Consider the following 24,718-nt stretch of genomic DNA (forward strand, 5'->3'; position numbering starts at 1 on the left):
ACACTCATGACACGCGACTTCCCGGTGCCCGCCATCGAGGACTGGCAGCGGCTCACCCTCAGCGTGCTGCGCAGGTCCGGAAGAGCGGACGAGAACACCGCCGCGGGCGACGCCGCCGACCTGCTGGCCACCACCACGTACGACGGGTTCCCGCTGGCGCCGCTCTACACCTCGCGGGACACCACAGCGCCCGACGGGCTTCCCGGGCAGGCGCCGTTCACCCGGGGCGGCGGCGTCGCCGGCCGGTGGGACGTGCGTACCGTGCACACCGACCCCGACCCGGTACGCACCGCCGCGGCGGCCCGGGCCGACCTGCACGGCGGGGCGACCTCGCTGTGGCTGCGGGCTGCCGCCCCCGAGCAGTTGGGCGAGCTGCTCAGCGGTATCCCGCTGGACCGCACCGGCATCGTGCTCGACGCCGGCACCGAGACCGACAAGGCCACCGCCGCCCTGCTGGACGTGGCCGCTCGGCAGACCATCGAGCCCCGCGTGTTGCGGGGGAACCTCGGCGCCGACCCGTACGGCGCGTTCGCGGCAACCGGCATCGAACCGGAACTCGGCGTCGCCGCGGACCTGGCGGCCCAGTCGGTGACGGCACACCCCGAGCTGCGGGCGCTGACCGTGGACGTGACCACGTATCACGACGCGGGCGGCAGCGACGCCGAGGAACTGGGCTGCGCGTTGGCCACCGGTGTCGCGTACCTGCGGGCGATGAGCGACCGGGGGATCCCGCTCACCAGGTCGCTCGACCAACTCGAGTTCCGCTACGCCGCGACCGCCGACCAGTTCGCCACGATCGCCAAGCTCCGGGCGGCCCGCCGGCTCTGGCACCGGGTCACCGAGGTCGCTGGCGCGAACCGACAGTCGGCGCAGCGGCAGCACGCCGTCACCTCGGGCGCGATGATGACCGCCCGGGACCCGTGGAGCAACCTGCTGCGCACCACGCTCGCCTGTTTCGGCGCGGGCGTCGGCGGCGCCGGGGCGATCACCGTGCAGCCGTTCGACGTGGCCCTGGGTCGGCCCGACGAGTCGGCCCAGCGGATCGCCCGCAACACCCAGCTCATCCTGCTGGACGAGGCGCACCTGCACCGGGTCACCGATCCGGCCGGCGGGTCCTGGTACGTCGAGTCGCGCACCGACGAGCTGGCCCGGGTGGCGTGGGAGTGGTTCACCACGATCGAGAGGGCGGGCGGCATCGGGACGGCGCTGCGCAGCGGTCTGGTCGCGGACCGGCTGGCCGCGACCTGGGAGCGTCGGGCGACGCGTGTGGCCCGCCGCCAGGACGCGATCACCGGGGTCAGCGAGTTCCCCGATCTCGACGAGCAGGTCCCGGCCCGCCACGCCGTGCCACCGGCTCCGGTGGGCGGTCTGCCCCGCCACCGTTACGCGGAACGGTTCGAGGAGCTGCGCCGACGGGCCGACGGCGCGACCACGGCGCCGGTGGTGCACCTGGTCACGATCGGCCGGGCGTCCGACCACGGCGCCCGGGTCGCCTTCGCCGCGAACCTGTTCGCGGCCGGCGGCATCCGCACCGTGACGACCGCTGCCGACGAGCCGGTCCCGCCCGGTGCCGTGGCGTGCGTCTGCTCGTCCAACCGTCTCTACGCCGAGCAGGCCGCGTCGGTCACGGCCGCGCTCCGGCAGGCCGGCGCCGCGAAGATCTGGCTGGCCGGGCGGCCGGGCGGCCAGGCGGGCGTCGACGACCACCTGTACGCCGGGTGCGACGCCGTCCGCGTGCTGGAGACCACCCTCGACGACCTCGGAGTCCCGCGATGATCCCCTCGTACGCCGACGTCGAGCTCGGCACCCCACCCGCACCGAGCGGCCCCGCCCCGGAGTCGACAGATGTGTGGCAGACCCCGGAGGGGATCGGCGTCAAGCGGTTCTACACCGCCGACGACCTGGCCGGTGTGGACTTCCTCGACTCGCTGCCGGGCATCGCCCCGTTCGTGCGTGGTCCCTACCCGACCATGTACGCCACCCGCCCGTGGACGGTCCGCCAGTACGCGGGCTTCTCCACCGCGCAGGAGTCCAACGCCTTCTACCGGCGCAACCTGGCCGGCGGGCAGAAGGGACTGTCTGTGGCGTTCGACCTGGCCACCCACCGTGGTTACGACTCCGACCACCCCCGGGTGGCCGGTGACGTGGGCATGGCCGGCGTGGCGATCGACTCGATCCTCGACATGCGGGAGCTGTTCGCCGGCATCCCGCTGGACCGGATCAGCGTGTCGATGACCATGAACGGCGCGGTGCTGCCGATCCTCGCCCTCTACATCGTCGCCGCCGAGGAGCAGGGGGTCACGCCCGAGCAGCTGGCGGGGACCATCCAGAACGACATCCTCAAGGAGTTCATGGTCCGCAACACGTACATCTATCCGCCGGAGCCGTCGATGCGGATCGTGGCGGACATCTTCGCCTACATCTCGCAGCGGATGCCGCGGTTCAACTCGATCTCGATCTCCGGCTACCACATGCACGAGGCGGGGGCGACCGCCGACCTGGAGTTGGCGTACACCCTCGCCGACGGCGCCGAGTACGTGCGCGCCGGCAAGACCGCCGGGCTCGACGTCGACGCGTTCGCCCCCCGGCTGTCGTTCTTCTGGGCGGTCGGCATGCACTTCTTCATGGAGGTGGCGAAGCTGCGGGCCGGCCGCCTGCTGTGGGCACGGCTGCTGCGCGACGCCGGCGCGACCGACCCGAAGTCGCTGTCGCTGCGTACCCACTGCCAGACGTCCGGCTGGTCGTTGACCGCGCAGGACCCGTACAACAACGTGGTGCGCACCTGCGTCGAGGCGATGGCGGCGACCCAGGGCCACACGCAGTCGCTGCACACGAACGCGCTGGACGAGGCGTTGGCACTGCCGACCGACTTCTCCGCCCGGATCGCCCGCAACACCCAACTGCTGCTCCAGCAGGAGTCGGGCACCACCCAGGTGATCGACCCGTGGGGCGGCAGCGCCTACCTGGAGCGGCTCACCCACGACCTGGCCCAGCGGGCGTGGGGTCACATCCGGGAGGTCGAGCAGGCCGGCGGCATGGCCCGCGCCATCGAGCAGGGGCTGCCCAAGCTGCGGATCGAGGAGGCCGCCGCGCGTACGCAGGCGCGGATCGACTCCGGTCGGCAGCCGGTGATCGGTGTGAACCGGCACCGACCGGTCGTGGAGGACCCGATCGAGGTGCGCAAGGTGGACAACACGGCGGTGCGCGCCGAGCAGGTGGCCAAGCTGCGCCGCCTGCGGGCCGAACGCGACCAGCCGGCCTGCGACGCCGCCCTGGCCGCCCTCACCCGGGGCGCCACCGACCCGGCGGCCAACCTGCTCGACCTGGCGGTCACCGCCGCCCGGGCGCACGCCACCGTCGGGGAGATCTCCACGGCCCTGGAGACGGCGTTCGGCCGGCACGTCGCCCACATCCGTACGACCGAGGGCGTGTACCGCGACGAGGCGGGCACCGATCCCGGCGTCGCCCGGGCCCGCGACGCCGCCGACGCGTTCGCCGACCGACGCGGGGTCCGTCCCCGCATCCTGGTCGCAAAGATGGGCCAGGACGGTCACGACCGTGGTCAGAAGGTGGTCGCCACGGCCTTCGCCGACCTGGGGTTCGACGTCGAGGTGGGTCCGCTGTTCCAGACCCCGGACGAGGTCGCCCGGCAGGCGGCCGACGCGGACGTGCACATCGTCGGCGTCAACTCGCTCGCCGCCGGCCACCTCACCCTGGTGCCCGCGCTGCGAGCGGCGCTGACAGCCCTGGGCCGCGCGGACATCATGATCGTGGTCGGTGGGGTGGTGCCGCCCGGTGACATCGCCGCGCTGCGCCGGGCTGGCGCCTCGGCGGTCTTCCCGCCCGGCACTGTCCTCGCCGAGGCCGCGGTGGACCTGTTGGAACGGCTTCAGCGATGAGTACGGTCGCGGGCTGACCCCGGACGACACGGTGGCCGCCTCCCACTCGGGAGGCGGCCACCGTGCTGTGCGGGCTGATTGTCGAGCGCTTCCGGGCGGCCATAAGTGGGACTTGTGCTGGTCATTCGCTGAGGAAGCCGCTGCTGTGCGTGGAGGCTCGACACGCTCTCGCCTTCCTGTTCATTATCTCACGAGCACCTTTTTCGGCTACAACGGGTAGCCGCTTCCGGTCTATCCGGTGACCGCTACGGTGCCCGGCATGCTTACTGGTGAGGAGAAGTTCGTTCGTTCCGGGCAGGTTCGGTTGTGGACCGAGAGATTCGGTCGCCCCGATGACCCCACCGTCTTGTTGGTCATGGGCACCTCTACGCAGGGCATCGGCTGGCCCGATGAGCTTGTGGAAGCTCTCGTGGGCAGCGGCCGGCAGGTGATCCGGTTCGATCACCGTGACACCGGCCGTTCCGACTCCGTCGACTTCACAACGCATCCGTACGCGCTCGCCGACATGGCAGCCGACACGGCAGCCGTTCTGGACGGTTACGTCGTCACGGCCGCGCACATCGTCGGGACGTCGCTGGGCGCGGCGATCGGGCAGTGGCTCGCTGTGCATCAGCCAGCCCGCGTCCGCACGCTGACGGCAATGGCATCCTCTCCGATGGGGAACAATCCGGGCCCGGCCTGGGCCAGGGCAATGGCAGGCCAACCGGCTGAGGCCGGCGAACTTCCACCTCCGACGGCACAGTTCCTCAACCACCTGATGGCCTCCGCGACGGCACCTCGCACGACGGCCCAGCAGCGCAGGGCCGCCGACGTACAGACCTGGCGGGTGCTCAACGGCGATGTCCTGCCCTTCGATGAGCCCGCCGCGCGGCGGTTCGTCGAACAGTGCTACGCCAGGGCTGACAACCTCGCTGCCGCCTTGAACCACGATCTGGCCGGTCGGCGTTGGGAGGACGACCGGCGGGCCTCCTTGTCTCGTATCGCCGCCGCCACGTTGGTCTTGCATGGCAGCGATGACCCGCTGTTCCCCCAAGCCCACGGTGAAGCCCTCGCGGCGCAGATCCCGGCGGCCCGCCTGGAGATCGTGCGGGGAATGGGCCACCACCCGTTCTTCGCGCCGGGGCTCACCGAGCGGATCGCCGACTCGATCATCCGCCACACGACCTGATTCCAAGACACCCGCGCCCGGGCCATGGTCGGACATGAATCAGCCGTACCTGACTATGGATGCTGCCCGGATCGCGGGCGCGTACTTGATCAGCTGGTCGTACCGCTCGGCGGTGACGCCCGCCGGGACCGGCCGCGACAGCGCCGACCGGGCTCAGCGGTGCGCGGCGAGGCGGCCGACGGGCCGGGTCTTCGGGACCACCGGCGCGAGGACGGTGATGGCGGTGACGACGAGGCCCTGCTCGACGAGCCACCTGCCGCTGAACCCGCTGAGCCGCCGCCCGTGCACCCACGGCCCGGTCACCAGCAGCGTGGCGTTGAAGGTGCCGTTCAGCGGGTCGATGACGATGTTCGCGTCCTCGAAGTCGAGCCACCGTGCGGTCAGCGGGAACCAGGCCTTGTAGACCGATTCCTTCGCGCTGAACAGCATCCGGTCCCAGGCGACACCGGGATGGTCGCGCAGCAGGACGGCGATGCGGTCCCGTTCCTCGGCCAGGGAGACGGCTTCGAGCACACCGTTGGCGAGAGCCTCGTTGGGTTCGGCGTCGATGCCGACAGTGGTGACCTTCTCCTGCTCGGCGAGGACTGCGGCGCGGTAGCCGGCGCAGTGGGTGATGCTGCCGACCATTCCGAAGGGCCACTGGGGCTCGCCGCGGGTGCCGGGCAGGACCGGCGCGGGAGCGATCCCGATCTGGCGCATCGCCTGGCGTGCGCACCAGCGGGCGGTGGTGAACTCGCGGCGGCGCTTGTCCACGGCCTTGCGGACGACGGCCTCCTCCTCGGGGAAGAGGTCGGCGCCGGGCGGGTCCACGAAGGTGTCGACGGCCGTCACGGCGCCGGGAAGGATGGACTCGATCATGGCTTCCTCCGCGCCGGAGAAACGGTTCCGGAGTCAGCGGTGGCCGACCTGACGCCCTCGGGCGGCAGTGCACGGGCACGGCTGGCATTGGTCACGCTTCAACAGTATCGACGCTGGTAGCCGTAGGGAACGAACGCTGCGGCTTTCACGGGCCGCGCTCGCGCAGCTAAGGGATCGCCCTTCCCGGCTAGGGGCCCGGGCAGTCGGTGGGCCTCCGATCGCGGGCCGCCGCCCCGGCGCCGACGCCCAGAGTGCGACCCGCGATCCGTCCCGCGTCATTCCGCGATCTTGGTCCGCGCGGTCCAGGTGAACAACAGCGGGGAGCCGTCGCCGAAACGGCGCTCGAAGTGCTCGTAACCGGCCAGGTAGGGCACTTTGATCTTTCCGTAGACCAGCTGCTCGACGCTGGCCACCACCGTGCGGGGGATGTCGGCAGGTCCACCCTGGAGGAACACCAGCACGGGCTCGGACGGTGCCAGGGCCGGCGGGTCGAGTGTCAGGTACTGAGGCATCGGATCGGTCCTCTCTGCCACGGAGCCTCGTCGCTCCGACTTCAGCATGGGGGCGTCGCCGGTGCCGACACAGACCCCTAGCACCCCGATGCCAGGGCGGGGAGGGCGTCACCTCTTCAGGCCGTGCTCGATCGCCTCGATGATGCGGGGCCGCAGCTCGGCGGTGCTGACGATGGCGTCGACCGAGCCGACCTGGACGGCTCGCTGGATGCTGTGCACCCGGTCGAACTCCGCGGCCACCTCGCCCAGCTTCTCCGCGCGGACGGACGAGCGCACCTCGGCGAGGAGGACGTTGAGGGACGCCCGTTCCGCGCCGGTCGCGCCCGCGACCTGCGCGTGCAGCTCGGCGACGCGGGGGTCCTTCGCGGTGCGGTTGGTGACCTCACCGGAGAAGACGACGGCTGCGGCCGGGGCGCCGCCGAGCACCGAGGCGAACGAGCCCTCCAAAGCGAGCACGGACATGTTCGGGTTGAGGGCCTTGGAGAAGACCACGAACGCGCCGCCGTGGTAGCGGGAGATCACCGTGAAGACGATCGGGCCCTCGAAGTTGACGATCGCCCGGCCGATCTCGGCGCCGTACTCCAACTGGAGGTTGCGCATCGACTCGGGGGATCCGTCGAAGCCGGACAGGTTCGCCAGCACGACGAGCGGGCGGTTGCCGGAGGCCGCGTTGATCGCCCGTGCCGTCTTCTTCGACGAGCGGGGGAACAGGGTGCCTGCCGTGTAGGTGTCCGGCCCGTCGGTGGGCGGGAACCCGCGCCGGGGGACCGGGCGCGACTCGATGCCGATCAGGCAGACGGGATAGCCACCGACGTGGGCGTCCTGGACCACGGACGTGTCGGCGTCGGCCATCCCGGCCCAGCGTTCGAGGACGGGGTGATCCTGGTCGGACAGGGCGCGCATGACCGTACGGATGTCGAAGGCCTTCTTGCGGTCCGGGTTGTGGCTCGCCGAGAAGATCTGCCCGACGGTGGTGAAGTCGCTGCCGTCGACGAGGTGCGGGTAGTCGGAGACGTCCCGGTCGACCGGGTCATCGGTGTCGGCCCGCCGCGGCCCGGTCTCCCCGGGTACGACGTAGGTGTGGTCGTAGTGGGCCATGAGCACGTCCCGTGCCGCCGGCAGGCTGGGTGCCCAGTACTGCGCCTGCCCGTTCGGACCCATGACCCGGTCGTAGCCGCCGATGCCGAAGTTGTCCTCGGCCGACACACCACCGGAGAAGTCCAGCGAGTGCTTGCCGGTGAGCACCATCGCCGAGTCCGGGGTCATCACCAGGATGCCCTTGGTGTGCATGAGCATCGTGGCCTCGGCGTTCCAGTATGGCTGGGCGCCGACGTTGATGCCGGCCACCACGATGTTGATCTCACCGCCGGCCTGGGTGAACGTCACGACGCGCTTGAGCGCCGCGGCGACCCAGTCCATGTTCTCGGTTCCGGAACTCATCGAGATGCGGGCGCCCGCCGACAGGGCGAACCACTCCAGGGGCACCCGCATGGTCTCGGCCAGGTCGAGGGCGGCGATGACGCGGGCGCACTCCGGTTCGGAGAGCGCGCCCAGCGCCTTGGTCGGGTCGCCGAGCAGCACCACGCGGGTGACGCCCTCCGGGTAGCGCTCGGTCGGGGTGGTCACCACGCCGGCCACGATGGCCGCCGAGTTCTTCCCCTTCGGCCGTTCGACGGGTACGAGCGTCCCGGACGGGTCGAGGTCGTACTCGGTGAAGCGGCCCAGCAGCCCGGTCAGCTCGTACGGGTAGGTGGTGCCCCGACGTGCGGCACGCAGCACCTTCTGCCGGTAGTCGTCGAGCGGTCGCACCGGCTCGGTGGACGGCGCGCCCACGTTGAGGTGAGCGCCGTTGCCCGGGTCCAGGGTGATCGTCACCGCCACGTCCCCGGCCGAGTGCGGCTGCCGGGCGATGAACTGCACCTCTTCCAGCCCGGCCCCGGTCGAGGTGGGCAGGATCCGCTGGACCAGCGCGTTCAGCTCGTCGAGCGACAGGTTGGTGGGCGGCCAGACGTACATCAGGATCCGGTTGGTGTCGAACCGCTTGTCCTGCGGCCGCCGCGCCTGGATGTCGCGGATCGCGTCCAGGGCCAGGGTGGTGGCCTCCTCCAGGGCGGGCAGCGCGACCAGGCGTCCGTCGGTCTCCCGCAGCGGGGTCAGGTCGCGGACCTGGCCCATGGCGATGAGCCGTTCGTCGGCGGGGTTGCTGCGCGCCACGGCCTTGAAGAGGTAGATCTCCTCGTCGGCCGAGGGCAGCCGGGTCAGGTCGAACTCGCGCAGCCGCTCCAGTTGCAGGCGCTGGGCGATCTGCGGGTGCAGCCCACGGATCAGCCGGTCCTCGGTGAAGCCGGCCTCGCCGGGCCGGAAGGTGAAGTAGTGGTGCATGACGGCGCCGTTGGAGCTGGCGACGGTCGCGGTGACCCGCTGGACGGTCGACGGCAGCGGGTGTGCCGCGAACAGCTCAGCGAGGCGTACCGCGACGGCGTCGTCGTCGGGTTGGTCCTGCACCGCGACGTACAGGTCGGCGACCAGTGGGGCCGGGGCGTCGGCGGCCAGCTCGGCGAGCGCGGTGAGGGTGCCGGGAAGACGGGCGATGTCGGTGGCGCCCGCCACGATGTGGGTCGTGCCGTGCTCGGCGGTGAGGAACCCGCCCCGCGCGGTCACCGCGGTCAGGCCCCGGTTGCCGTAGTAGCGGCGGGTGAGCACCTCCAGCAGCGGGCCGTGCTCGGTGTGGCCGGGGCGTCGGATGCGCTGACCGATGATCCGCACGAGGGGTTGTCGACAGGAGACCATGCGTTGGATGCGGTCGGCCCGGTCCGGGGCGTCCGGGTGCTCATCGAGGTGGCGCAGGTCGGCACGGACCTCGGCATAGACCTCGGCGCGGGTGCGGCGCAGCAGGGGCTGGGCGTACCAGCGGAAGACCAGACCACGTGCCAGGTCGGCGATCACCGGGAAGCGGACCTGGGTCGCCTCGATCAGGCGCTCGAGGACGACACCGGCGGGTTCACGCAGGTCGCCGACGGGTGCGGGCCCGGCGAGCAGTTGGCGCAGCACCTCGGAGACGACCGGCGTCGCGGCGGCCATCCGTTGCTGGGCCAGGAAGATCCGGAAGACGGCGTCCTCCAGTTCCGGTGTGCGGTCCAGCCCGGTCACGCCGTAGTGGGCGAGGACCCGTTCCAGGCGTGCCACGAACCCGGGGGAGACGCCGGCCCGTTCGGCGTCGAGGCTCTGCAGGTAGCTGTGGAAGAACTCGCGCGGGGTGTGCACGGCGCTGCCCGGCTGGGCGTCGGCGGTCCGACGCGGCTTGTTGCGGGCCAGCTCCGCCAGGTTCGCGAAGATCGTCAGAAGGTCGAGGTGACCGGCCGGCGCCCCGGTACGCACGGCTGGGCAACGCCCGATCTCGCCCGGGGCGACGTCGTAGCCGAGCAGCAGCGCGCGCAGATCGTCCAGGACCTGCTCCGCCGACGGCCCGGCCGGTGCCGCCGGCAGGTCGATCTCGACGACCTCGGCCGAAGTGGTCCTCTCCTCGGTGGTGGTGTCGGCCAGTGGTTCGAGGCGCATCAGGGGGGTGCCCGTCTCGACCTGGCTGCCGACGGCGACGGGGCACTCGCGCACGCGGGCCTTGAACGGGGCCCGGAGCACGTTTTCCATCTTCATGCTCTCCAGCACCAGGATCGGCGCGCCGGCCTCGACCTCGTCACCGACGGTCAGGGGAGTCGCGACGACGAGGGCCGGCGCGGGGGAGCGGACCACGCCGCCCTCGTCCCTGCTGACCCGGTGGGTGACGCCGTCGACCTCGATCGTGTGGATCGGCCCGTGGGTCGCGGTCACCAACCGGAAGCGGTTGCCGTTGACCAGCATCTGCCCGCGGTGCTCGTCGAACCGTTCCATCTGCACGTCGACGCGGTGGACGTCCCCGCCGGCCGACAGGCCGATGCGGAAACACCTGCGGCTCACGCGGGACACCGCCACCCGGTAGGCGACGCCGCGCAATTTCAGGTCGAGCGGGCGGCCGGTCTCGTGGCGCACCTGCGGGCGGCCGCCGTGCGCGGTGGTGAACAGGCGCTGCCGGCTGACCTCCTCCTCGTCCTGGTAGGCCTCGATGGCGGCCGCGGCGAGGGCGATCGCGGAGTGGCGGTGGGTGACGAGGCGGCCCTCGGAGCGGACGCGGTCGATCCAGCCGGTGTCGGCGGAGCCGTCGATCACCTCGGACTGGTCGAGCAGGTCCAGCACGAAGCTCTTGTTGGTGGCGCCACCCTCGATGATGACGGTGGTCTCGGCCATGGCGCGACGCAGACGGCCGAGCGCCTCGTCACGGTCCCGGCCGTACGCGATGATCTTGGCGATCATCGAGTCGAAGGCCGCCGGGATGCTGTCGCCCTCACTGACACCGGTGTCGACCCGGATGCCCGGGCCGGCCGGCAGCGCGAGCCGGACGATCCGGCCGGGGGAGGGTGCGAAGTCGCGGTCCGGGTCCTCGGCGTTGAGTCGGGCCTCGACCGCGTGACCCGCCTCCACCGGTGCCGGACCGTCGAGCCGGCCACCGCCGGCCACGTGCAGTTGGAGTTTGACCAGGTCGGTGCCGGTGGTGATCTCGGTGATCGGGTGCTCGACCTGGAGCCGCGTGTTGACCTCCAGGAAGGCGAACAGCTTCTGGGCCGGGTGGTACAGGAACTCGACAGTGCCGGCGCCCCGGTAACCCACCGCCAGTGCGAGCCGCACCGCGGCGGCCTTCACCTCGGCGACCTGTTCCGCCGCCAGCACCGGCGACGCGGACTCCTCGATGATCTTCTGGTTGCGGCGCTGCACCGAGCAGTCCCGCACCCCGAGCGCCCAGGCGCCACCCTGCCCGTCGGCGATCATCTGCACCTCGACGTGCCGGGCGCCGGTCACCAGGCGTTCCAGGAAGACCACGCCGGAGCCGAAGGCCCGCAACGCCTCCTGGCTGGTGCGCTCATAGGCGTCGGTGAGGTCCACCGGCGAGTCGACCCGCCGGATGCCACGCCCACCACCGCCGGCGGTCGCCTTGAGCATCAACGGGTAGCCGATCTGGTCGCCCGCGCGAAGAGCGTCCTGGAGGGTCGCCACCTCGCCCCGGCTCCACGGGGCGACCGGGACGCCGACCTCCTCGGCGATCAGCTTCGAGCCGATCTTGTCGCCGAGCTTGCGCATCGCCTCCGCGCTCGGCCCCACGAACGTGACCCCGATCCGCTCGCACAGCTCGGCGAACGCCGGGTCCTCCGCGACGAATCCCCAGCCGACCCAGGCCGCGTCGGCGCCGGTCTCGACCAGGGCGCGTTCCAGCAGCTCGTGGTTGAGGTACGGGCGGGTGGCCGCGGCACCCAGCGGATACGTCAGGTCGGCCGCCCGGACGAACGTCGCGGTACGGTCCTCGTCGGTGAACAGGGCGACCGTCTCGACGTGGTCACCCGACTCCGCCGACAGGTCCCGTACGGCATGGATCAGCCGCATCGCGGCTTCTCCCCGATTGATGATCGCGATACGCCTGAACACCGGTCGACCCCTCCCCCGACGCCTGACGCTTCGACAGACGACGATTCTCAAGTGACCCGCGCGCGCATCGCGGTACGGGCACGGCCGGACCGTAACGCGCCCGTGGGAGCAGCCGACACCCCTAGCTTGGCCTGGGACGCGAGCCCGCCCAGGGTGACGGCGCCGGGACGACAGGGGTCACCGGTCGCGCTCACCGTCCACCGCGGACCCCGGTGCCACTCGGTTCGGCCGTCGGAGTCACCCGAGGGGCTCTGGACCCGGTGCGGCCCATCGTCTCCCGGAACGCCCCGGCGATCCCGGCCAGGCCGCGGCCCAGCTCGGTGCCGCGCAACCCGGCGTAGCCGACGACCAGTGCCGGCGGCCGGTCGTCGGCGCGCAGGGCGTAGAAGCGACCGCCACGGACCAGGACCGAGTGGCGTCGGGCGGCCTGCACCAGCGCCTCCTCGGCGCACCAGGTGGGCAGTTCCAGGTACGCCTGCAACCCGCCGTGCCCGTTGCGCAGGGTGGTGCCGGGCAGCTCGCGGGCGACGAACTGGTGGACCACCTGACGGCGTTTCTGGATGTCGGCGGTGAGTCGCCGCAGGTGCCGGTCGAACGCCCCGGTGTCGATGAGCCGGGCGAAGGCGAGCTGCTCCAGGCTGGAGCAGCCGAGGTCCCAGCCGGCGCGCAGGCGCTCGATCGGCGCGGTCAGTGTGGCCGGGGTGGCCAGCCAACCGAGGCGGAGCGCCGGGGCGAGCACCTTGCTGGCGCTGCCGGCGTAGATCACCCGGTCCGGGGCGAGGCTCTGCAACGCCGGCATCCGCTGCGCCGGGGCGACGAAGGCGGCATCGAAGTCGTCCTCGACGATGTAGCCGTCGACCGCCTCGGCCCAGGCGACGAGCTGCTCCCGGCGCTGCGCGCTGAGCGTGGCCCCGGTCGGGAACTGGCTGGCCGGGGTGACGAGCACGGCGCGGACCCCGCTCGCGGCCAGGGCGTCGACCCGGATGCCGTCGGCGTCCACCGGTAGGCCCACCGGACGCAGGCCGGCGTCGGCGATGAACTCCCACTCGCCCGGGTGACCCGGGTCCTCCACGCCGACCGTGTCGTGGCCCCGGTCGCGCAGCTCCCGGCACAGCAGCGCGAGGCCCTGGGCGAAGCCGGACGTGATCATGAGGTGGTCGGGTCTGGTACGCACGCCGCGCACTCGGCCGAGGTAGCCGGCGAGGGTGTGCCGGACGACCGGCAGGCCGGACGGCGGGGCGTATCCCAGCTCGCGGAGGCCGGCCGAGGTGACCACCGCGCTGACCGCCCGGATCCAGTCCTGCCCGGGGAAGGTGGAGGCGTGCAGGCCGCCGGTGCGCAGGTCCCGGAGTGCCGCCGTCGGTGCGCGGTCGCCGGGAGTGAGCGCCGAGCCGATCTCGTCGCGTGCCGCCGCCGCCACCGAGGTGCCCGAGCCGTGTTGGGAGACGAAGTAGCCCTCGGCGCAGAGCTGCTCGTACGCCTCGACGACCACACTGCGGGACACCCCGAGGTCGGCGGCGAGCTGCCGGCTCGACGGCAGGCGGGTGCCGGGACGCAGCACGCCCTCCTCGATCTGCGTACGAAATGCGTTACGGAGCTGCACTGCCAGCGTTTCACGCGACTGACCATCTATTGACAGGTTTAGATTCAACAACAAGTGGTCCGCTCCGGCGTAGTCGAAGTGGTATGGACAGCGCGATCTGTACTTGAGGAAAGTGTTGTCCGGACGCGCAACCGTCCAGCGACCGGCGAATCAGGGCGTACGTTCCGAGTTGTCCAATATGGACCTCACTAACGTCCCTGGTGCCGGCGCGGGCCGGTCGTGCGAGTCCTTTTGTGCGGGGGGAAAGTCCGATCTGCCGTGTCACGCGGCGGGGTCAGCGCCAACGGTGGCGCGGAAATCGGGCTGCTCAGAGGGGGTTTCGCAGTGTCCTCATTGTCAACCAAGACCGCCACGTGGCCCATTCGGTCGCATTCTGTGGCGATGCGGCCTACGCCACTGGCCAACTCAATTCCAATAGAGGTGACATCCGTCACACTGTCGGCAATCAATCCATTGTCGCTCTACACGGCACTCTCCGAATGTCGTCCGCACGACGATCTGTATCTCTTCGAAAGCCTAGACGGCCCGGCTCAGGATCGCTATGCGGCGGCAGTCGGCTGGGACACTCTCGCCGAGTTGCGGTTCATCGCCGACCGGCTTGAGGTGATCTGCGACGGTCCGCTCGGCGACGCCCTGTCCGCCGTGCTCACGGCGGTCCTGGGCGAGCCGGCCCGGCACCGCGCGCCGGAGCGGGTCTGGTCGGTTTCCGGGCCACCCGAGGTCTGGGCGGCGGTCCGGGCCGTGCAGCGGGCCTTCGCGGTGCGGACCACCGCCCCCGCTGACAGCTTCGCCTTCGGCTTCCTCACCACCCTGGCGTACGAGGCCGCGCGGGACATGGACGAGCTCTCCGTCGACCGGGTGGTCGACGACATCCCACGCTGCACCCTCGTGCTGTTCCGGCACACCGTCTGGTGGGACCTGCGCGCCGGCACCGTGCGGCAGCTCACCGCCAGCGGCCCGCACCTGCCACCCGACAGCGGCGCTCCCCGGCTGTCGGAGCTGCTCGCCGGGCTTCCCGACGATCACGCGGCGGTGCCGGTCGCCCCACCGCCCACCCTGGTGCGGGACACCGTCGACGAGGAGACGTTCGCCGCCCGGGTCAAGCAGTGCCTGCGGCACATCGAGGTGGGGGACAGCTACCAGATCCAGATCGGCCACCGGATCGACGTGGAGACGGCTCTCACCCCGCTGGAGGTCTACCGGCGGCTGCGGCACCGCAACCCTTCGCCGTACATGTACCTGACGCCCTGGGCCGGCGGGACCGTCATCGGGGCGAGCCCCGAGCTGTTCCTCCGCGTCGATGAGGGCCGGCTGTCCATGCGCCCGATCGCGGGCACCGCTGCCCGCAGCGCCGACCCGGAGACCGACCGCCGGCTGGTGGCCGAGCTGACGGCCAGCGAGAAGGAGCGGGCCGAGCACGTCATGCTGGTCGACCTCTGCCGCAACGACATCGGTCGGGTCTGCGTACCGGGCACGCTCAGCGTGGACGCGATGTTCGACGTCGAGCCGTTCGCGTACGTGCACCACCTGGTGTCCACCGTCTCCGGGCAGCTCGCCGACGACGCCGACGTCTGGGCGGCGATCTGCGCCGCCTTCCCGGCCGGCACCATGACCGGCGCGCCGAAGCTGCGCTCCATGGAGATCATCGACGGGTTGGAGGACGAACCCCGGGGCGTCTACGCCGGCTCGATCGGCCTCGTCGACGTACGCGGGTACGCGGTGCTGGCGCTCTGCATCCGCACCGCCGTGCACGACGGTCGCCGCTACCGCACCCAGGCCTCCGCCGGGGTCGTGGCCGACTCCACACCCGGGGCCGAGTGGCGGGAGACGCTGGCCAAGATGAGCGCCACGTTCTGGGCCCTGACCGGTACGGAGCTGCTGCCGTGAAGGTCCTGCTCGTCGACGCGTACGACAGTTTCACCCACATCATCGACCAGTACCTGCGAACCCTCGGCGCGCGGACCGTGGTGGTCCGTTCCCGGTCGCGGTCCACCGAGCAGCTCGCCGCCCTGCGGCCGGACGCGGTGGTGCTCGGCCCCGGGCCGGGGCACCCCGCCGAGTCCGGGCACGTGGAGCTGGTGCACGCCTTCGCCGGCCAGGTGCCGCTGCTCGGCGTCTGCCTCGGCCATCAGGCGATCGGCCTCGCGTACGGGGGAACGGTCACCGTCGCCCGGCACCTGATGCACGGCAAGACGAGCGTGGTCGCCCACGACGGCCGAGGTGTCTTCGCCGGCGCGCCCGCCCCGCTCACCGTCACCCGCTACCACTCGCTGATCGTCGCGGACCCGGCCCCGCCGGCCCTGGAGATCACCGCGCGCTCGTCCGACGACGGCTACGTGATGGGGGTACGACACCTGACCCTGCCGGTGGAGGGGGTGCAGTTCCACCCGGAGAGCGTGCTCACCGAGGACGGGCTGCGCCTGTTCGACAACTTCCTGGGCCGCGCGTCGGCGGCAGTGCCGGCAGCCGGCGCCGGGGCGGTGGGGTCGCCATGACCGACCAGTCAGTCCCGCTCGCCGTGGTCACCGGCGCGGCGGGCGGCATCGGCCGGGCCGTGACCGTCGCGCTGACCGGGTCCGGGCACCGGGTGCTCGGCATCGACGTCGACCCGGCCGGTGACCCGGTGGCGTACGCCTCGCTGGTCGCCGACGTGGCAGTGCCGGAGCAGGTGGAGCAGCTCTTCGCACGGATCCACGAGCGGTACGGCCAGCCCACGGTGCTGGTGAACAACGCCGGCGTCTACCACGCCCGGGACTTCCTCGACTACGACCCGAAGACGTACGCGCAGGTGCTCGACGTCAACCTGGGCGCCGCGTTCTTCTGCACCCAGGCGTTCGCCCGTGGCCTGGTCGACGCCGGCCGGCCCGGCACTGTGGTCAACGTGGCCTCGATCAGCGGGCAGTCCGGCAGCCCGGACGCGGCGTACGGGGCGTCGAAGGGTGCGTGCATCGCGTTGACCCGCAGCCTCGGCCGGGCGCTCGCCGAGCACCGCATCCGGGTCAACGCGGTCGCTCCCGGCCTGGTCGACACCCCGATGGCCGCCCGGATCCCGGTGGAGCGCCGGGACGACTACCGGGCCAGGATTCCGGTCGGCCGCTTCGGCTCGCCGGCTGAGATCGCCGCGGCCGTCGCGTGGCTGGCCGGCCCGGAGAGCAGCTACGTCACCGCCTCGGTTCTGGACGTCAACGGTGGCCTGCACTGACCTGCGCCACGGCTGGCGGCGACAGCACCGCAGCCGGCTCACCCCTGGAGAGGATCCGACCATGTGGCTTCCGACCACCGGCCCGGCGGCGGACTTCGCCGCCGACTACCTGGCCCTGCACCAGGCCTTCTACGACCGCACCCTCGACGCCGCCGACCTGGAGGCCTGGCGGGCACGACAGCTGCGCACGGTGCTCGACCAGGTGTCCACCGGCTCGCCGTTCTACGCCCGTCACCTGGCCGACGTCGACCTCGCCACGATCACCCCGGCGACCCTCGACCGGCTGCCCTTCACCACGAAGACGCACCTGCGCCAGGAGATGCTCGACGTGCTCAGCCGGCCGCTGTCCGAGGGCGTCTTCTTCTACGAGACGACCGGCACGACCGGCCGGGCGACCCCGTGTCCCCGCGACGGCCGGGAGGTGGTGGCCAGTAACGCGCACGTCACCGAGTCCTGGGCGTCGATCTTCCGGCACCACTTCGGCGACCGCGCGCCCCGGATCGGGTTGATGGGGCCGACCGAGGTGCACTCCTTCGGCGACACCCTCGGTGACGTCGCGCGCAACGTCGGCTCGCTGAGCGCGAAGATCTGGCCGTACTCGCCGGTGATCGGGTTCGCCAAGGCGTTGCAGCTCATGAAGGATCTTGAGCTGGAGGTCATCTGCTGCACGCCGGGCGTGGCCATGATGCTCGCCAAGGCGGCCGAACACTACGGCTACCGGCTGCGCGAGGACTTCGCCGTCAAGCTGCTCTTCGTCACCGGCGAGATGTGCACCCCGGCGCTGGCCCGCAACCTGGAGTCCGTCTGGGGCGCGGACGTCTACAACATCCTGTACGGCTCGCAGGAGGCGTTCGTCATCGCCACCGCCTGCCGCAACAAGCGGATGCACCTCTCCCAGACCAACTACCTCATCGAGGTGGTGGACCCGGAGACCGGCGTGTCGCACGGCTCGCGCGGCAGCGGGGAACTCACCGTCACCATGCTGATCGACGGGGTGAAGCCGCTGGTCCGTTACCGCACGGGCGACGCGGTGATCATCGAGTCGTCGGACTGCGACTGCGAGATGGCCGGCGACCTGGTGCAGATCGTGGGCCGCACCCTGGACCGGATCGAGCTGGGCGGTCGACGTTTCACCGCCGGGCAGATCGAGATGGCCGTCCTGACCGGGGTCGTCGGCTCGGGCGGATACCAGGTGGTGATCGACCACGACCCGAGCGGCGGCGACCGGCTGACGGTCCGCCTGGAACTGCTCAAGGACCTCGTCGACGACCCCGGCGGGATCGCCGACGGCGTCCGGCAGCGGACCGCCGCCGCGCTCGGCGTACCGGTCGAGGTGGAGCTGACCGACGGGCTCGACCCGATCACGAGCACCGGCGCCTTCGTGAGTTGGAAGGCCGCCCGGATCGTCGACCGGCGCGTCGAGGTCGACCACGAGACCCGGGTGGCGCAGCGGATGGCGGGCAACCGTGGCTACACCACCTGAGACGGCCGCGGACGAGTGGGTGCCGGCGCTGCCCGGCCCGCTCGCCGAGGCGTACGGGCGGCGCTGGCGCGCCGTGGTGGACCGGTGGGCGAGCCGGCCCGGCACGACGCTGGCCACCCTGGGCCCGCCCGGGACGTCCAGCCACCTGACGGCGGCCTTCCTCGCCGAGCGGCACGGGCTGCGCGTCGAGCTGTCCGACACCTTCGACGCGGTGCTCGCGGCGCTTGTGGACCGCCGGGTCGACCAGGCCCTCGTGCCGAGCGCGTACCAGGGGCTCACCCGCTTCCACTGGCACCGCGACCTGCGGCTGGATGCGTACTTCGCGCAGGCCACACCGGAGTACGGCATCGCGGCCGACCCGGACCGCGAGCCGGCCGCCGGTCAGCTCGCGGTGGCCGCACTCTGGGAGGTCCGGCGGCTCTTCACCGACCTCGCGCCACCCGCCCTGCGGGACCGCCCGATGCGGTGGGTCGACGCCGACTCCACCCAGCACGCCGCGGAGATCCTCGCCGCCGGCGGCGCCGACCTGGCGGTGACCAACGCGCCCGGGGTCCACCGCCACGCCTTGCGGTGGGTGGCCCGCCGCCCGGGCGCCGAGATCGTGTGGACCCTGTTCGGCCGCTGCTAGAGCCACCGTCGGCTCTCCTGCCCCGACACCGAGAGAACCGGAGTGATCGTCGTGTCCCGACGTACGTTGCTGCACCGCGCCACGGTCCAGGAAGGACTGGGGGTGGCGTCCCGCCCGCACCACAGCGTGCTGCTCGACGGCGAGCGGATCGTCGCGGTGCTGCCCGAGGCGCAGGCCCCACTGCATGACCCGGACGTGGACGTCCTCGACCTCGACGGCCGGACGGTCATGCCGGGCATGACGCTGGGCCACACCCACATCGCGTACCTGAACGTGCTCGACGGTCGGGAGATGCTCTTCAAGTACACGATCCCGGAGGTCACCCTCGGCGCCGCCGCCAACGCGGCCGACATGCTCCGGCTGGGCTACACCGCCTTCGTCGGTGCGGGCTCGGTGGCCGGCATCGACATGGCCCTGCGCCGGGCGATCGACGCCGGCCGGCTGCCCGGCCCGCGGATCACCCCGTGCAGCCGGGACCTGATGGTGTCCGGCCCGCCGGAGCGCCGCAACCCCGGGGTCAAGCAACGCATCCCGAGCGACCTGATGCGGCTGGCCGACACCCCGGAAGAGCTGATCGAGTACGTCGACACCGAGGTCGCCCAGGGCGCGGAGATCATCAAGGTCTTCTCCACCGGCGACGACACCTTCCCCAACGGTCGATCGCACGAGCTGCTCTTCACCGCCGAGGAACTGGTCATCGCGGCCCGGGCGGCGCACCGGCGGGGAGTCCGGATCCGGGCGCACTCGCGGGGGCTGGCCGGCATCCGCAACGCCATCGCCGCCGGGGTCGACGTGATCGACCACGCCACGTACGCCGACGACGCGGCCCTGGAGGCGATCGCCGAACGGGGCATCTTCGTGGTGCCGAGCCTGCATCAGCCGCACCGGCTGCTCACCACCGGCACCCGGTACGGCAAGACCCCGGAATACCTGGAGACCCTCGAATTCCAGGCCGAGGTGGAGAACACCCTGCGCATCCTGCCGCTGATGGTGCAGATGGGCATCCCGATCGTGGCCGGCGACGACTTCGGCTTCGCGTGGACCCCGCACGGCCGCTACGCCGAGGAGCTGGAGACGTACGTGACCATGGCCGGCATTCCCGCCCCGGTGGTGCTGACCTGGGCCACCGCCAACGGCGCACGGCTCGCGGGTCGCGGCGACGACGCGGGCACGGTGCAGCCGGGGCGGCTGGCCGACCTGGTGGTCACCGACGGGGACCCGGCCGAGGACATCACGGTGCTGGGCCGGCCGGAGGCGATCGAGCTGGTGCTGCTGGGCGGCAGGGTGGTCGCCGGGGACGCCACCCGTTACCGCGCCGGGCAGCGGGCGGGAGTGGCGTGATGCGCCGGAGCGTGCCGGTCGTCCCGCTGCTCGCCGTGGGCGCCTTCGCCATCGGCACCGACACCTTCGTCGTCGCCGGTGTGCTCCCCGAGGTGGCCCGTACGCTGCGGGTCAGCGTCGCCTCCGCCGGCTGGGTGAGCACCGTCTTCGCCCTGGCGTACGCGGTCGCCGCTCCGGTGCTCGGCGCCCTGACCGGTCGGCTGGAGCGGCGTACCGTGCTGGTGGTCTCGCTGGTCGGGTTCACAGTGGGCAACGTCGGCTCCGCGCTGGCGCCCGACCTGCCGCTGCTGCTGCTGGCCCGGGTCCTCACGGCGGTCAGCGCCGCGCTCTACATCCCCGCCGCCACCGCGTCGGCGGCCGCGCTGGCCCCGCCCGAGCGGCGCGGCCGGGCCATGGCCGTCGTGCTCGGCGGCCTCTCCGCGGCCACCGTGGCCGGGGTGCCGTTCGGCACCTGGCTCGCCGCCGACCTTCAGTGGCGCGCCACCTTCTGGCTGCTCGCCGCCATCGGTGCCGCCTGCGCGGTCGCGGTGACCGTCGGCCTGCCGGCGCTGACCCTGCCGCCCAGCCCGTCGCTGGCCGCCCGGCTCGCCCCGGCACGCGACCGTGGGGTCGGGTTGGCGGTGCTCACCACTGCGCTCTTCATGACCGGCGGCTACCTCGCGCTGACGTACGTCGGGGCGCTGCTCGCGCCGGCCACCGACGGCGACGGAACCCTGCTCGCGGTGCTGCTGCTGGTCTTCGGTGTGCCGGCGGTCGCCGGCACCGTGCTCGGCGGACGGGCCACCGACCGGTGGGGTGGCGTGCCGGTGCTGCTCGTCTCGGTCACCGGGCTCGCCCTGGTCCTGGTGACGCTGCCACTGACCCGGCAGGCGCTGCTGCCGGCCGCGCTGGCCATGGCGGCGTGGGGCATCACGGCGATGGCCACCCAGCCGGCCCAGCAACACCGGCTCTTCACTGTCGCGCCCAGCTCCGGGCCGCTGCTGCTCTCCCTCAACTCGTCGGCCACGTTCGTGGGCATCGCCCTCGGCGGCTTCCTCGGCAACCGGCTGCTGCGACACGGCGGCACGGACGCCCTCGACCTGCTCGGGCCGGTCGGCGCGGCACTCTGCGTGCTGGCGCTGGGCACCACGCTGCTCGGTGCCCGGGCCCGTGCCGGCCGTCGCGACGACCAGCCTCCGACAGCCGGATTGGCCTCACCGGATCACCCCGGATTGGCCACACCTGGTGGTCGTCGCGCTGCGTACGGTCGGACCGACAATCGGACCCGAACCACGCGAGGATCACGATGACCCAGCTCAGCGACGGTGTGGACACCCTCACCGTGCGCATCGACGACCGGGTGCTGACCGCAGTGCCGGACTACGTGCTCGGCGTGATCGCCATACCGGCGATCGAGGTCGCCCCGGCGCCTCCCGCCGTGTCGGCACTGCTGACCGCCGCCGAGGACGCGCTGCACGCGGCAGGCCTGGACAAGGCGGGGGTGGCGGAGCTGCCGGGCATCGCCGCGTGGCGGGAGGCGTACCGGGCGGTGGGGGTGAACCCCAACCGGTTCCCGTGCGCCGCCGAGTCGATCGCCCGGCGGGTCGCCAAGGGTGACCGGCTGCCCCGGATCAACGCCCTGGTCGACCTCTGCAACGCGGTGTCGCTCGGTGCGGCGCTGCCGGTGGCCTCGTGCGCTGTCGACGGCCTCGCCGAGCTCGTCGTCCGGCCGGCCGACGGCACCGAGACCTACCTCCCGCTCGGCACGCCCGAGGCGCCGGAGCGGCCCGAGCCGGGCGAGGTCGTCTACGCCGACGCCGACGGGCGGGCCCACTCGCGCCGCTGGAACTGGCGGCAGGGCCACCTGGTCCGCACCGATCTGGGCCGGCACCGGCTGCTGCTCACCGTCGAGTCGGCCCACCCCGGAGGCCGGGCCGAGGTGACGGACGCGCTGGCCCGGCTCACCGCCGCCCTCGACGAGCTGTCCGACGGCACGCGGCAGGAGGCGGTGCTCGACGGCGCGACGACCAGCGCCGTCCTGCGCACCGCGGGCCCGGTCGCCAGCGACAGTGGGAGCCGATCGTGAACCGCGCGATCCTGGTGATCTACCGACCGGCGGCAGGCCGGTACGCGGCCCAGTTCCGCAGCGTGGTCGCCGCCGCCACCGAGCTGGGCGTGGCGACCGTCGCGCTGCTGCCGACCGGGCAGCCGGCCGCCGAAGCCGCTGGTCTGCCCTGCTATCACGCCGACCTCGACGACTCCGAGGCTGTCCGCTCGGCTGTCACGACGATCCTCGCCGCGCACCCGGTGGAGCGCATCTTCCCGCTCTTCGAAGGCGACGTGCTCACCGCCGCGCGCTGCCGCCGTGACCACGGCATCGGAGGGCTCGACCCGGAGCAGGCGCTGGCCTTCCGGGACAAGAACGTGATGCACCGCCGGGCCGTCGAGCTGGGCGTGCCGGTGGCCCGCTCGTGCCGCCCCGAGACGGTGGGCGCGGTCGCCGAGTTCGCCGCCGAGGTGGGCTGGCCGGTGGTCATCAAGCCGTACGCGGGCTGGGCCTGCGGGGACACCCACCGGGTGGACTCCACCGAGGACCTGGCCCGGGTCTGGCCGCTGGTCGCCGACGACCGGCACGACTACCGGGTGGAGGAGTACGTCCGGGGCGCCGAATACCACGTCGACTCGCTGCTGCGCGACGGCGAGGTGGTCTTCGAGCAGCTGTCCCGCTACACGTACTCGGTGCTGGAGTTCCGCGACGAGCCCGGCGGCACTGTCTCCCGCAAGCACGACCTGACCCCGGCGGAGCGGCGCATCCTGACCGCCAGCGCCACGGTGCTGCGCGGCTTCGGGATGCGTACCGGGGTGGCGCACGTGGAGTTCTTCCTGCGCGACGACGGCGAGCTGGTGTTCGGCGAGGCGGCCGCCCGGGCCGGCGGCGGCTCGATCGTCCCCGCCATCCAGGCCGGGCGGGGCATCAACCTGGCGGGGGAGTGGTGCCGGCTGGAGCTGGACCCGGGGCACGTGCCGGCGACCACCCTCGGCCCGGAGATCGGCACCGAATACCTCTGCTCCGACCGGTACGGCCGGATCACCGCGATCACCACCGCCGAGGAGTTGCGGGCGCTCGACTCGGTGCTCGACGCGGACGTGTGGAAGACCGTCGGGGACGTGCTCGCCGTGCCGACCGCCTCCAACGACGTGCTCGGCTGGTACGTCTGCGAGGGCCGCGACTTCGACGACGTACGCGCCCGGTTCAAGGTCATCCGGGACGCCTTCGAGGTGCTCACCGAGCCGGCCGGTGATCCGTCATGTGGCTGAGCAGGTTCCGGGCCCTGCCGCGCCCCCTGCGGATGCTGGTCTACGCCTCGTTCATCAACCGGGCCGGGATGTTCGTCTTCCCGCTGCTCGCGGTCTACCTGGTGCAGAGCCGGCACCTCAGCACCGGCGAGGCGGGTGTGCTGATCTCCGTGGGCAGCACCGGCCTGCTCGCCGGCAGCCTGCTCAGCGGCCCGGTCTGCGCCCGGGCCGGTCGACGTGCCGCGCTGGTGTCGAGCCTGCTGCTCAACGCGGTCGGCTACCTGGGCCTCGCAGTGCTCGACGGTCCGACCTGGACGTACGCGGCACTGCTCTTCGTCGCGCTGGTCGGAATGGGGATGTTCGCCCCGGCGGCGAACACGCTGATCGCCGACCTGACCCAACCCGAACAGCGCCCCTTCGCGTACACGGTCAGCTACCTGGCCAACAATCTCGGCATGGGCGTCGGCCCGCTGCTCGGCGGGTTCGCGGCGGCCTACTCCTACCAGCTGATGTTCGCCGGGAACATCCTGCTCGGCCTGCTCGCGGCGGCCACCATCTGGCTCTTCGTACCGGCGGACACCCGGCGGGTGCCAACGGCCTCGCCGGCCGGCGCCACCCGTCGGGCCGGCCTGCTGCGGGACATCGACGTGGCGGTGCTGGTGGTGGTCTCGATCTGTTTCGTCGCGCCGCTGATCGGCCTGGAATACACGCTGCCCCTGGCGGTCACCACAGTGCTGCACTCGTCGGTGGCGGTGGTCGGTGCCGTCTACACCATCAACAGCGTGGTCGTGGTCAGTGCCAGTCTGCTGATCGAGAAGCGGATGAAGGCGTACTCGACCCGGGCCCTGCTGATCACGGCGGGCCTGCTCTGGTCGATCGGGATGGCCATCCTGGTCTTCGCGTTCTCGCTGCCCGCCGTGCTGCTGTCGACAGTGGTCTGGACCCTCGGGGAGATCATCGCCTCGGTGGTGATTCCGACCTACATCGCCGACCACGTCCAGGAGCACCGGGTCGGCAGCTTCATGGCGCTGAACGGTTTCGTGCTCAGCTCCGCCCGGCTGGTCGTGCCGATGGGCCTCGGCTTCGTCTGGCAGGCCGGTGGGCACCGCCCCGTCCTTTTCCTGCTCCTGCTGACCCCGGTGGTCGGCGTGGTCGCGTTCGCAGTGCTGCGGATCCGACCGGCTGCCCGGCCCGTGCCGACGCCCGCCGAGCCGGCCACCGCCAGTTCCTGACACCC

17 protein-coding genes are annotated in these 24,718 nt (G+C 72.2%); 13 read left to right on the forward strand and 4 right to left on the reverse strand.

The annotated features are described in order from the left end of the window. Positions 1-6: 6 nt before the first annotated feature. The 3 genes from KBX46_RS13580 (at position 7) to KBX46_RS13590 (ending at position 5,067) form a co-directional block, all read left to right on the forward strand. Complete coding sequence (locus tag KBX46_RS13580) at positions 7-1,776, forward strand: methylmalonyl-CoA mutase subunit beta (protein WP_210792756.1); 1,770 nt, start codon at positions 7-9, stop codon at positions 1,774-1,776. Next, on the forward strand, positions 1,773-3,899 hold the full coding sequence (gene scpA / locus KBX46_RS13585; protein WP_210792757.1) for a methylmalonyl-CoA mutase: 2,127 nt from the start codon (positions 1,773-1,775) through the stop codon (positions 3,897-3,899). Before KBX46_RS13580 ends, scpA begins: the two co-directional genes overlap by 4 nt. 259 nt (positions 3,900-4,158) lie before the next feature. Then, positions 4,159-5,067 (forward strand): alpha/beta fold hydrolase, encoded by a 909-nt coding sequence (locus tag KBX46_RS13590; RefSeq protein WP_210792758.1) that lies wholly within the window; start codon positions 4,159-4,161, stop codon positions 5,065-5,067. 153 nt (positions 5,068-5,220) lie between these two features. On the opposite strand, the gene KBX46_RS13595 is transcribed toward KBX46_RS13590, so the two are convergent. The 4 genes from KBX46_RS13595 to KBX46_RS13610 all read right to left on the reverse strand — a co-directional run bounded on the left by KBX46_RS13595 (position 5,221) and on the right by KBX46_RS13610 (position 13,605). Further along, positions 5,221-5,925 (reverse strand): 4'-phosphopantetheinyl transferase, encoded by a 705-nt coding sequence (locus KBX46_RS13595; RefSeq protein WP_210792759.1) that lies wholly within the window; start codon positions 5,923-5,925, stop codon positions 5,221-5,223. A gap of 275 nt (positions 5,926-6,200) precedes the next feature. Further along, positions 6,201-6,437: a DUF5988 family protein gene (locus KBX46_RS13600; protein WP_088947727.1), complete on the reverse strand. Its 237-nt coding sequence runs from the start codon at positions 6,435-6,437 to the stop codon at positions 6,201-6,203. 108 nt (positions 6,438-6,545) lie between these two features. Next, positions 6,546-11,948 (reverse strand): carboxyl transferase domain-containing protein, encoded by a 5,403-nt coding sequence (locus KBX46_RS13605; protein WP_210792760.1) that lies wholly within the window; start codon positions 11,946-11,948, stop codon positions 6,546-6,548. 190 nt (positions 11,949-12,138) lie between these two features. Further along, complete coding sequence (locus tag KBX46_RS13610) at positions 12,139-13,605, reverse strand: PLP-dependent aminotransferase family protein (protein WP_210792761.1); 1,467 nt, start codon at positions 13,603-13,605, stop codon at positions 12,139-12,141. 522 nt (positions 13,606-14,127) lie between these two features. Between KBX46_RS13610 and KBX46_RS13615 the strand changes: the two genes are divergently transcribed. The 10 genes from KBX46_RS13615 to KBX46_RS13660 all read left to right on the forward strand — a co-directional run bounded on the left by KBX46_RS13615 (position 14,128) and on the right by KBX46_RS13660 (position 24,713). Further along, a complete protein-coding gene (locus tag KBX46_RS13615; protein ID WP_247667466.1) occupies positions 14,128-15,438 on the forward strand; it encodes an anthranilate synthase component I family protein in 1,311 nt (436 codons plus the stop codon). Continuing rightward, the gene (locus KBX46_RS13620; RefSeq protein ID WP_210792763.1) at positions 15,435-16,046 is read left to right on the forward strand and encodes an aminodeoxychorismate/anthranilate synthase component II; all 612 of its coding nucleotides are present in this window, start codon (positions 15,435-15,437) and stop codon (positions 16,044-16,046) included. The genes KBX46_RS13615 and KBX46_RS13620 overlap by 4 nt, the downstream gene beginning before the upstream one ends. Further along, a complete protein-coding gene (locus KBX46_RS13625) occupies positions 16,043-16,753 on the forward strand; it encodes an SDR family NAD(P)-dependent oxidoreductase (protein WP_210792764.1) in 711 nt (236 codons plus the stop codon). The genes KBX46_RS13620 and KBX46_RS13625 overlap by 4 nt, the downstream gene beginning before the upstream one ends. Before the next feature lie 61 nt (positions 16,754-16,814). Then, on the forward strand, positions 16,815-18,236 hold the full coding sequence (locus KBX46_RS13630) for a phenylacetate--CoA ligase family protein (protein ID WP_210792765.1): 1,422 nt from the start codon (positions 16,815-16,817) through the stop codon (positions 18,234-18,236). Continuing rightward, a complete protein-coding gene (locus KBX46_RS13635; protein ID WP_308159497.1) occupies positions 18,220-18,864 on the forward strand; it encodes a prephenate dehydratase in 645 nt (214 codons plus the stop codon). Before KBX46_RS13630 ends, KBX46_RS13635 begins: the two co-directional genes overlap by 17 nt. 51 nt (positions 18,865-18,915) lie before the next feature. After that, positions 18,916-20,205, forward strand: coding sequence for an amidohydrolase family protein (locus KBX46_RS13640; protein ID WP_308159499.1), 1,290 nt, complete (start codon positions 18,916-18,918; stop codon positions 20,203-20,205). Beyond that, complete coding sequence (locus KBX46_RS13645) at positions 20,205-21,494, forward strand: MFS transporter (RefSeq protein ID WP_210792767.1); 1,290 nt, start codon at positions 20,205-20,207, stop codon at positions 21,492-21,494. The genes KBX46_RS13640 and KBX46_RS13645 overlap by 1 nt, the downstream gene beginning before the upstream one ends. Then, positions 21,491-22,270, forward strand: coding sequence for a B3/4 domain-containing protein (locus KBX46_RS13650; protein WP_210792768.1), 780 nt, complete (start codon positions 21,491-21,493; stop codon positions 22,268-22,270). Before KBX46_RS13645 ends, KBX46_RS13650 begins: the two co-directional genes overlap by 4 nt. Continuing rightward, the gene (locus KBX46_RS13655; protein WP_099852519.1) at positions 22,267-23,502 is read left to right on the forward strand and encodes an ATP-grasp domain-containing protein; all 1,236 of its coding nucleotides are present in this window, start codon (positions 22,267-22,269) and stop codon (positions 23,500-23,502) included. The genes KBX46_RS13650 and KBX46_RS13655 overlap by 4 nt, the downstream gene beginning before the upstream one ends. Beyond that, positions 23,493-24,713 carry an MFS transporter gene (locus KBX46_RS13660; RefSeq protein WP_210792769.1) on the forward strand — a complete coding sequence of 407 codons (1,221 nt, stop codon included), beginning with the start codon at positions 23,493-23,495 and terminating at the stop codon, positions 24,711-24,713. The genes KBX46_RS13655 and KBX46_RS13660 overlap by 10 nt, the downstream gene beginning before the upstream one ends. Positions 24,714-24,718 lie beyond the last annotated feature (5 nt).

This window comes from Micromonospora sp. C81 (assembly GCF_018070425.1).
In the GTDB taxonomy this organism is placed as follows: Bacteria; Actinomycetota; Actinomycetes; order Mycobacteriales; family Micromonosporaceae; genus Micromonospora; species Micromonospora zamorensis.

Coding starts and splice junctions, on each gene's coding strand:
- KBX46_RS13630 (WP_210792765.1), top strand. CDS start 16,815: ATGTGGCTTCCGACCACCGGCCCGGCGGCGGACTTCGCCGCCGACTAC.
- KBX46_RS13660 (WP_210792769.1), top strand. CDS start 23,493: ATGTGGCTGAGCAGGTTCCGGGCCCTGCCGCGCCCCCTGCGGATGCTG.
- KBX46_RS13645 (WP_210792767.1), top strand. CDS start 20,205: ATGCGCCGGAGCGTGCCGGTCGTCCCGCTGCTCGCCGTGGGCGCCTTC.
- KBX46_RS13590 (WP_210792758.1), top strand. CDS start 4,159: ATGCTTACTGGTGAGGAGAAGTTCGTTCGTTCCGGGCAGGTTCGGTTG.
- KBX46_RS13625 (WP_210792764.1), top strand. CDS start 16,043: ATGACCGACCAGTCAGTCCCGCTCGCCGTGGTCACCGGCGCGGCGGGC.
- KBX46_RS13595 (WP_210792759.1), bottom strand. CDS start 5,925: ATGATCGAGTCCATCCTTCCCGGCGCCGTGACGGCCGTCGACACCTTC.
- KBX46_RS13600 (WP_088947727.1), bottom strand. CDS start 6,437: ATGCCTCAGTACCTGACACTCGACCCGCCGGCCCTGGCACCGTCCGAG.
- KBX46_RS13580 (WP_210792756.1), top strand. CDS start 7: ATGACACGCGACTTCCCGGTGCCCGCCATCGAGGACTGGCAGCGGCTC.
- scpA (WP_210792757.1), top strand. CDS start 1,773: ATGATCCCCTCGTACGCCGACGTCGAGCTCGGCACCCCACCCGCACCG.
- KBX46_RS13650 (WP_210792768.1), top strand. CDS start 21,491: ATGACCCAGCTCAGCGACGGTGTGGACACCCTCACCGTGCGCATCGAC.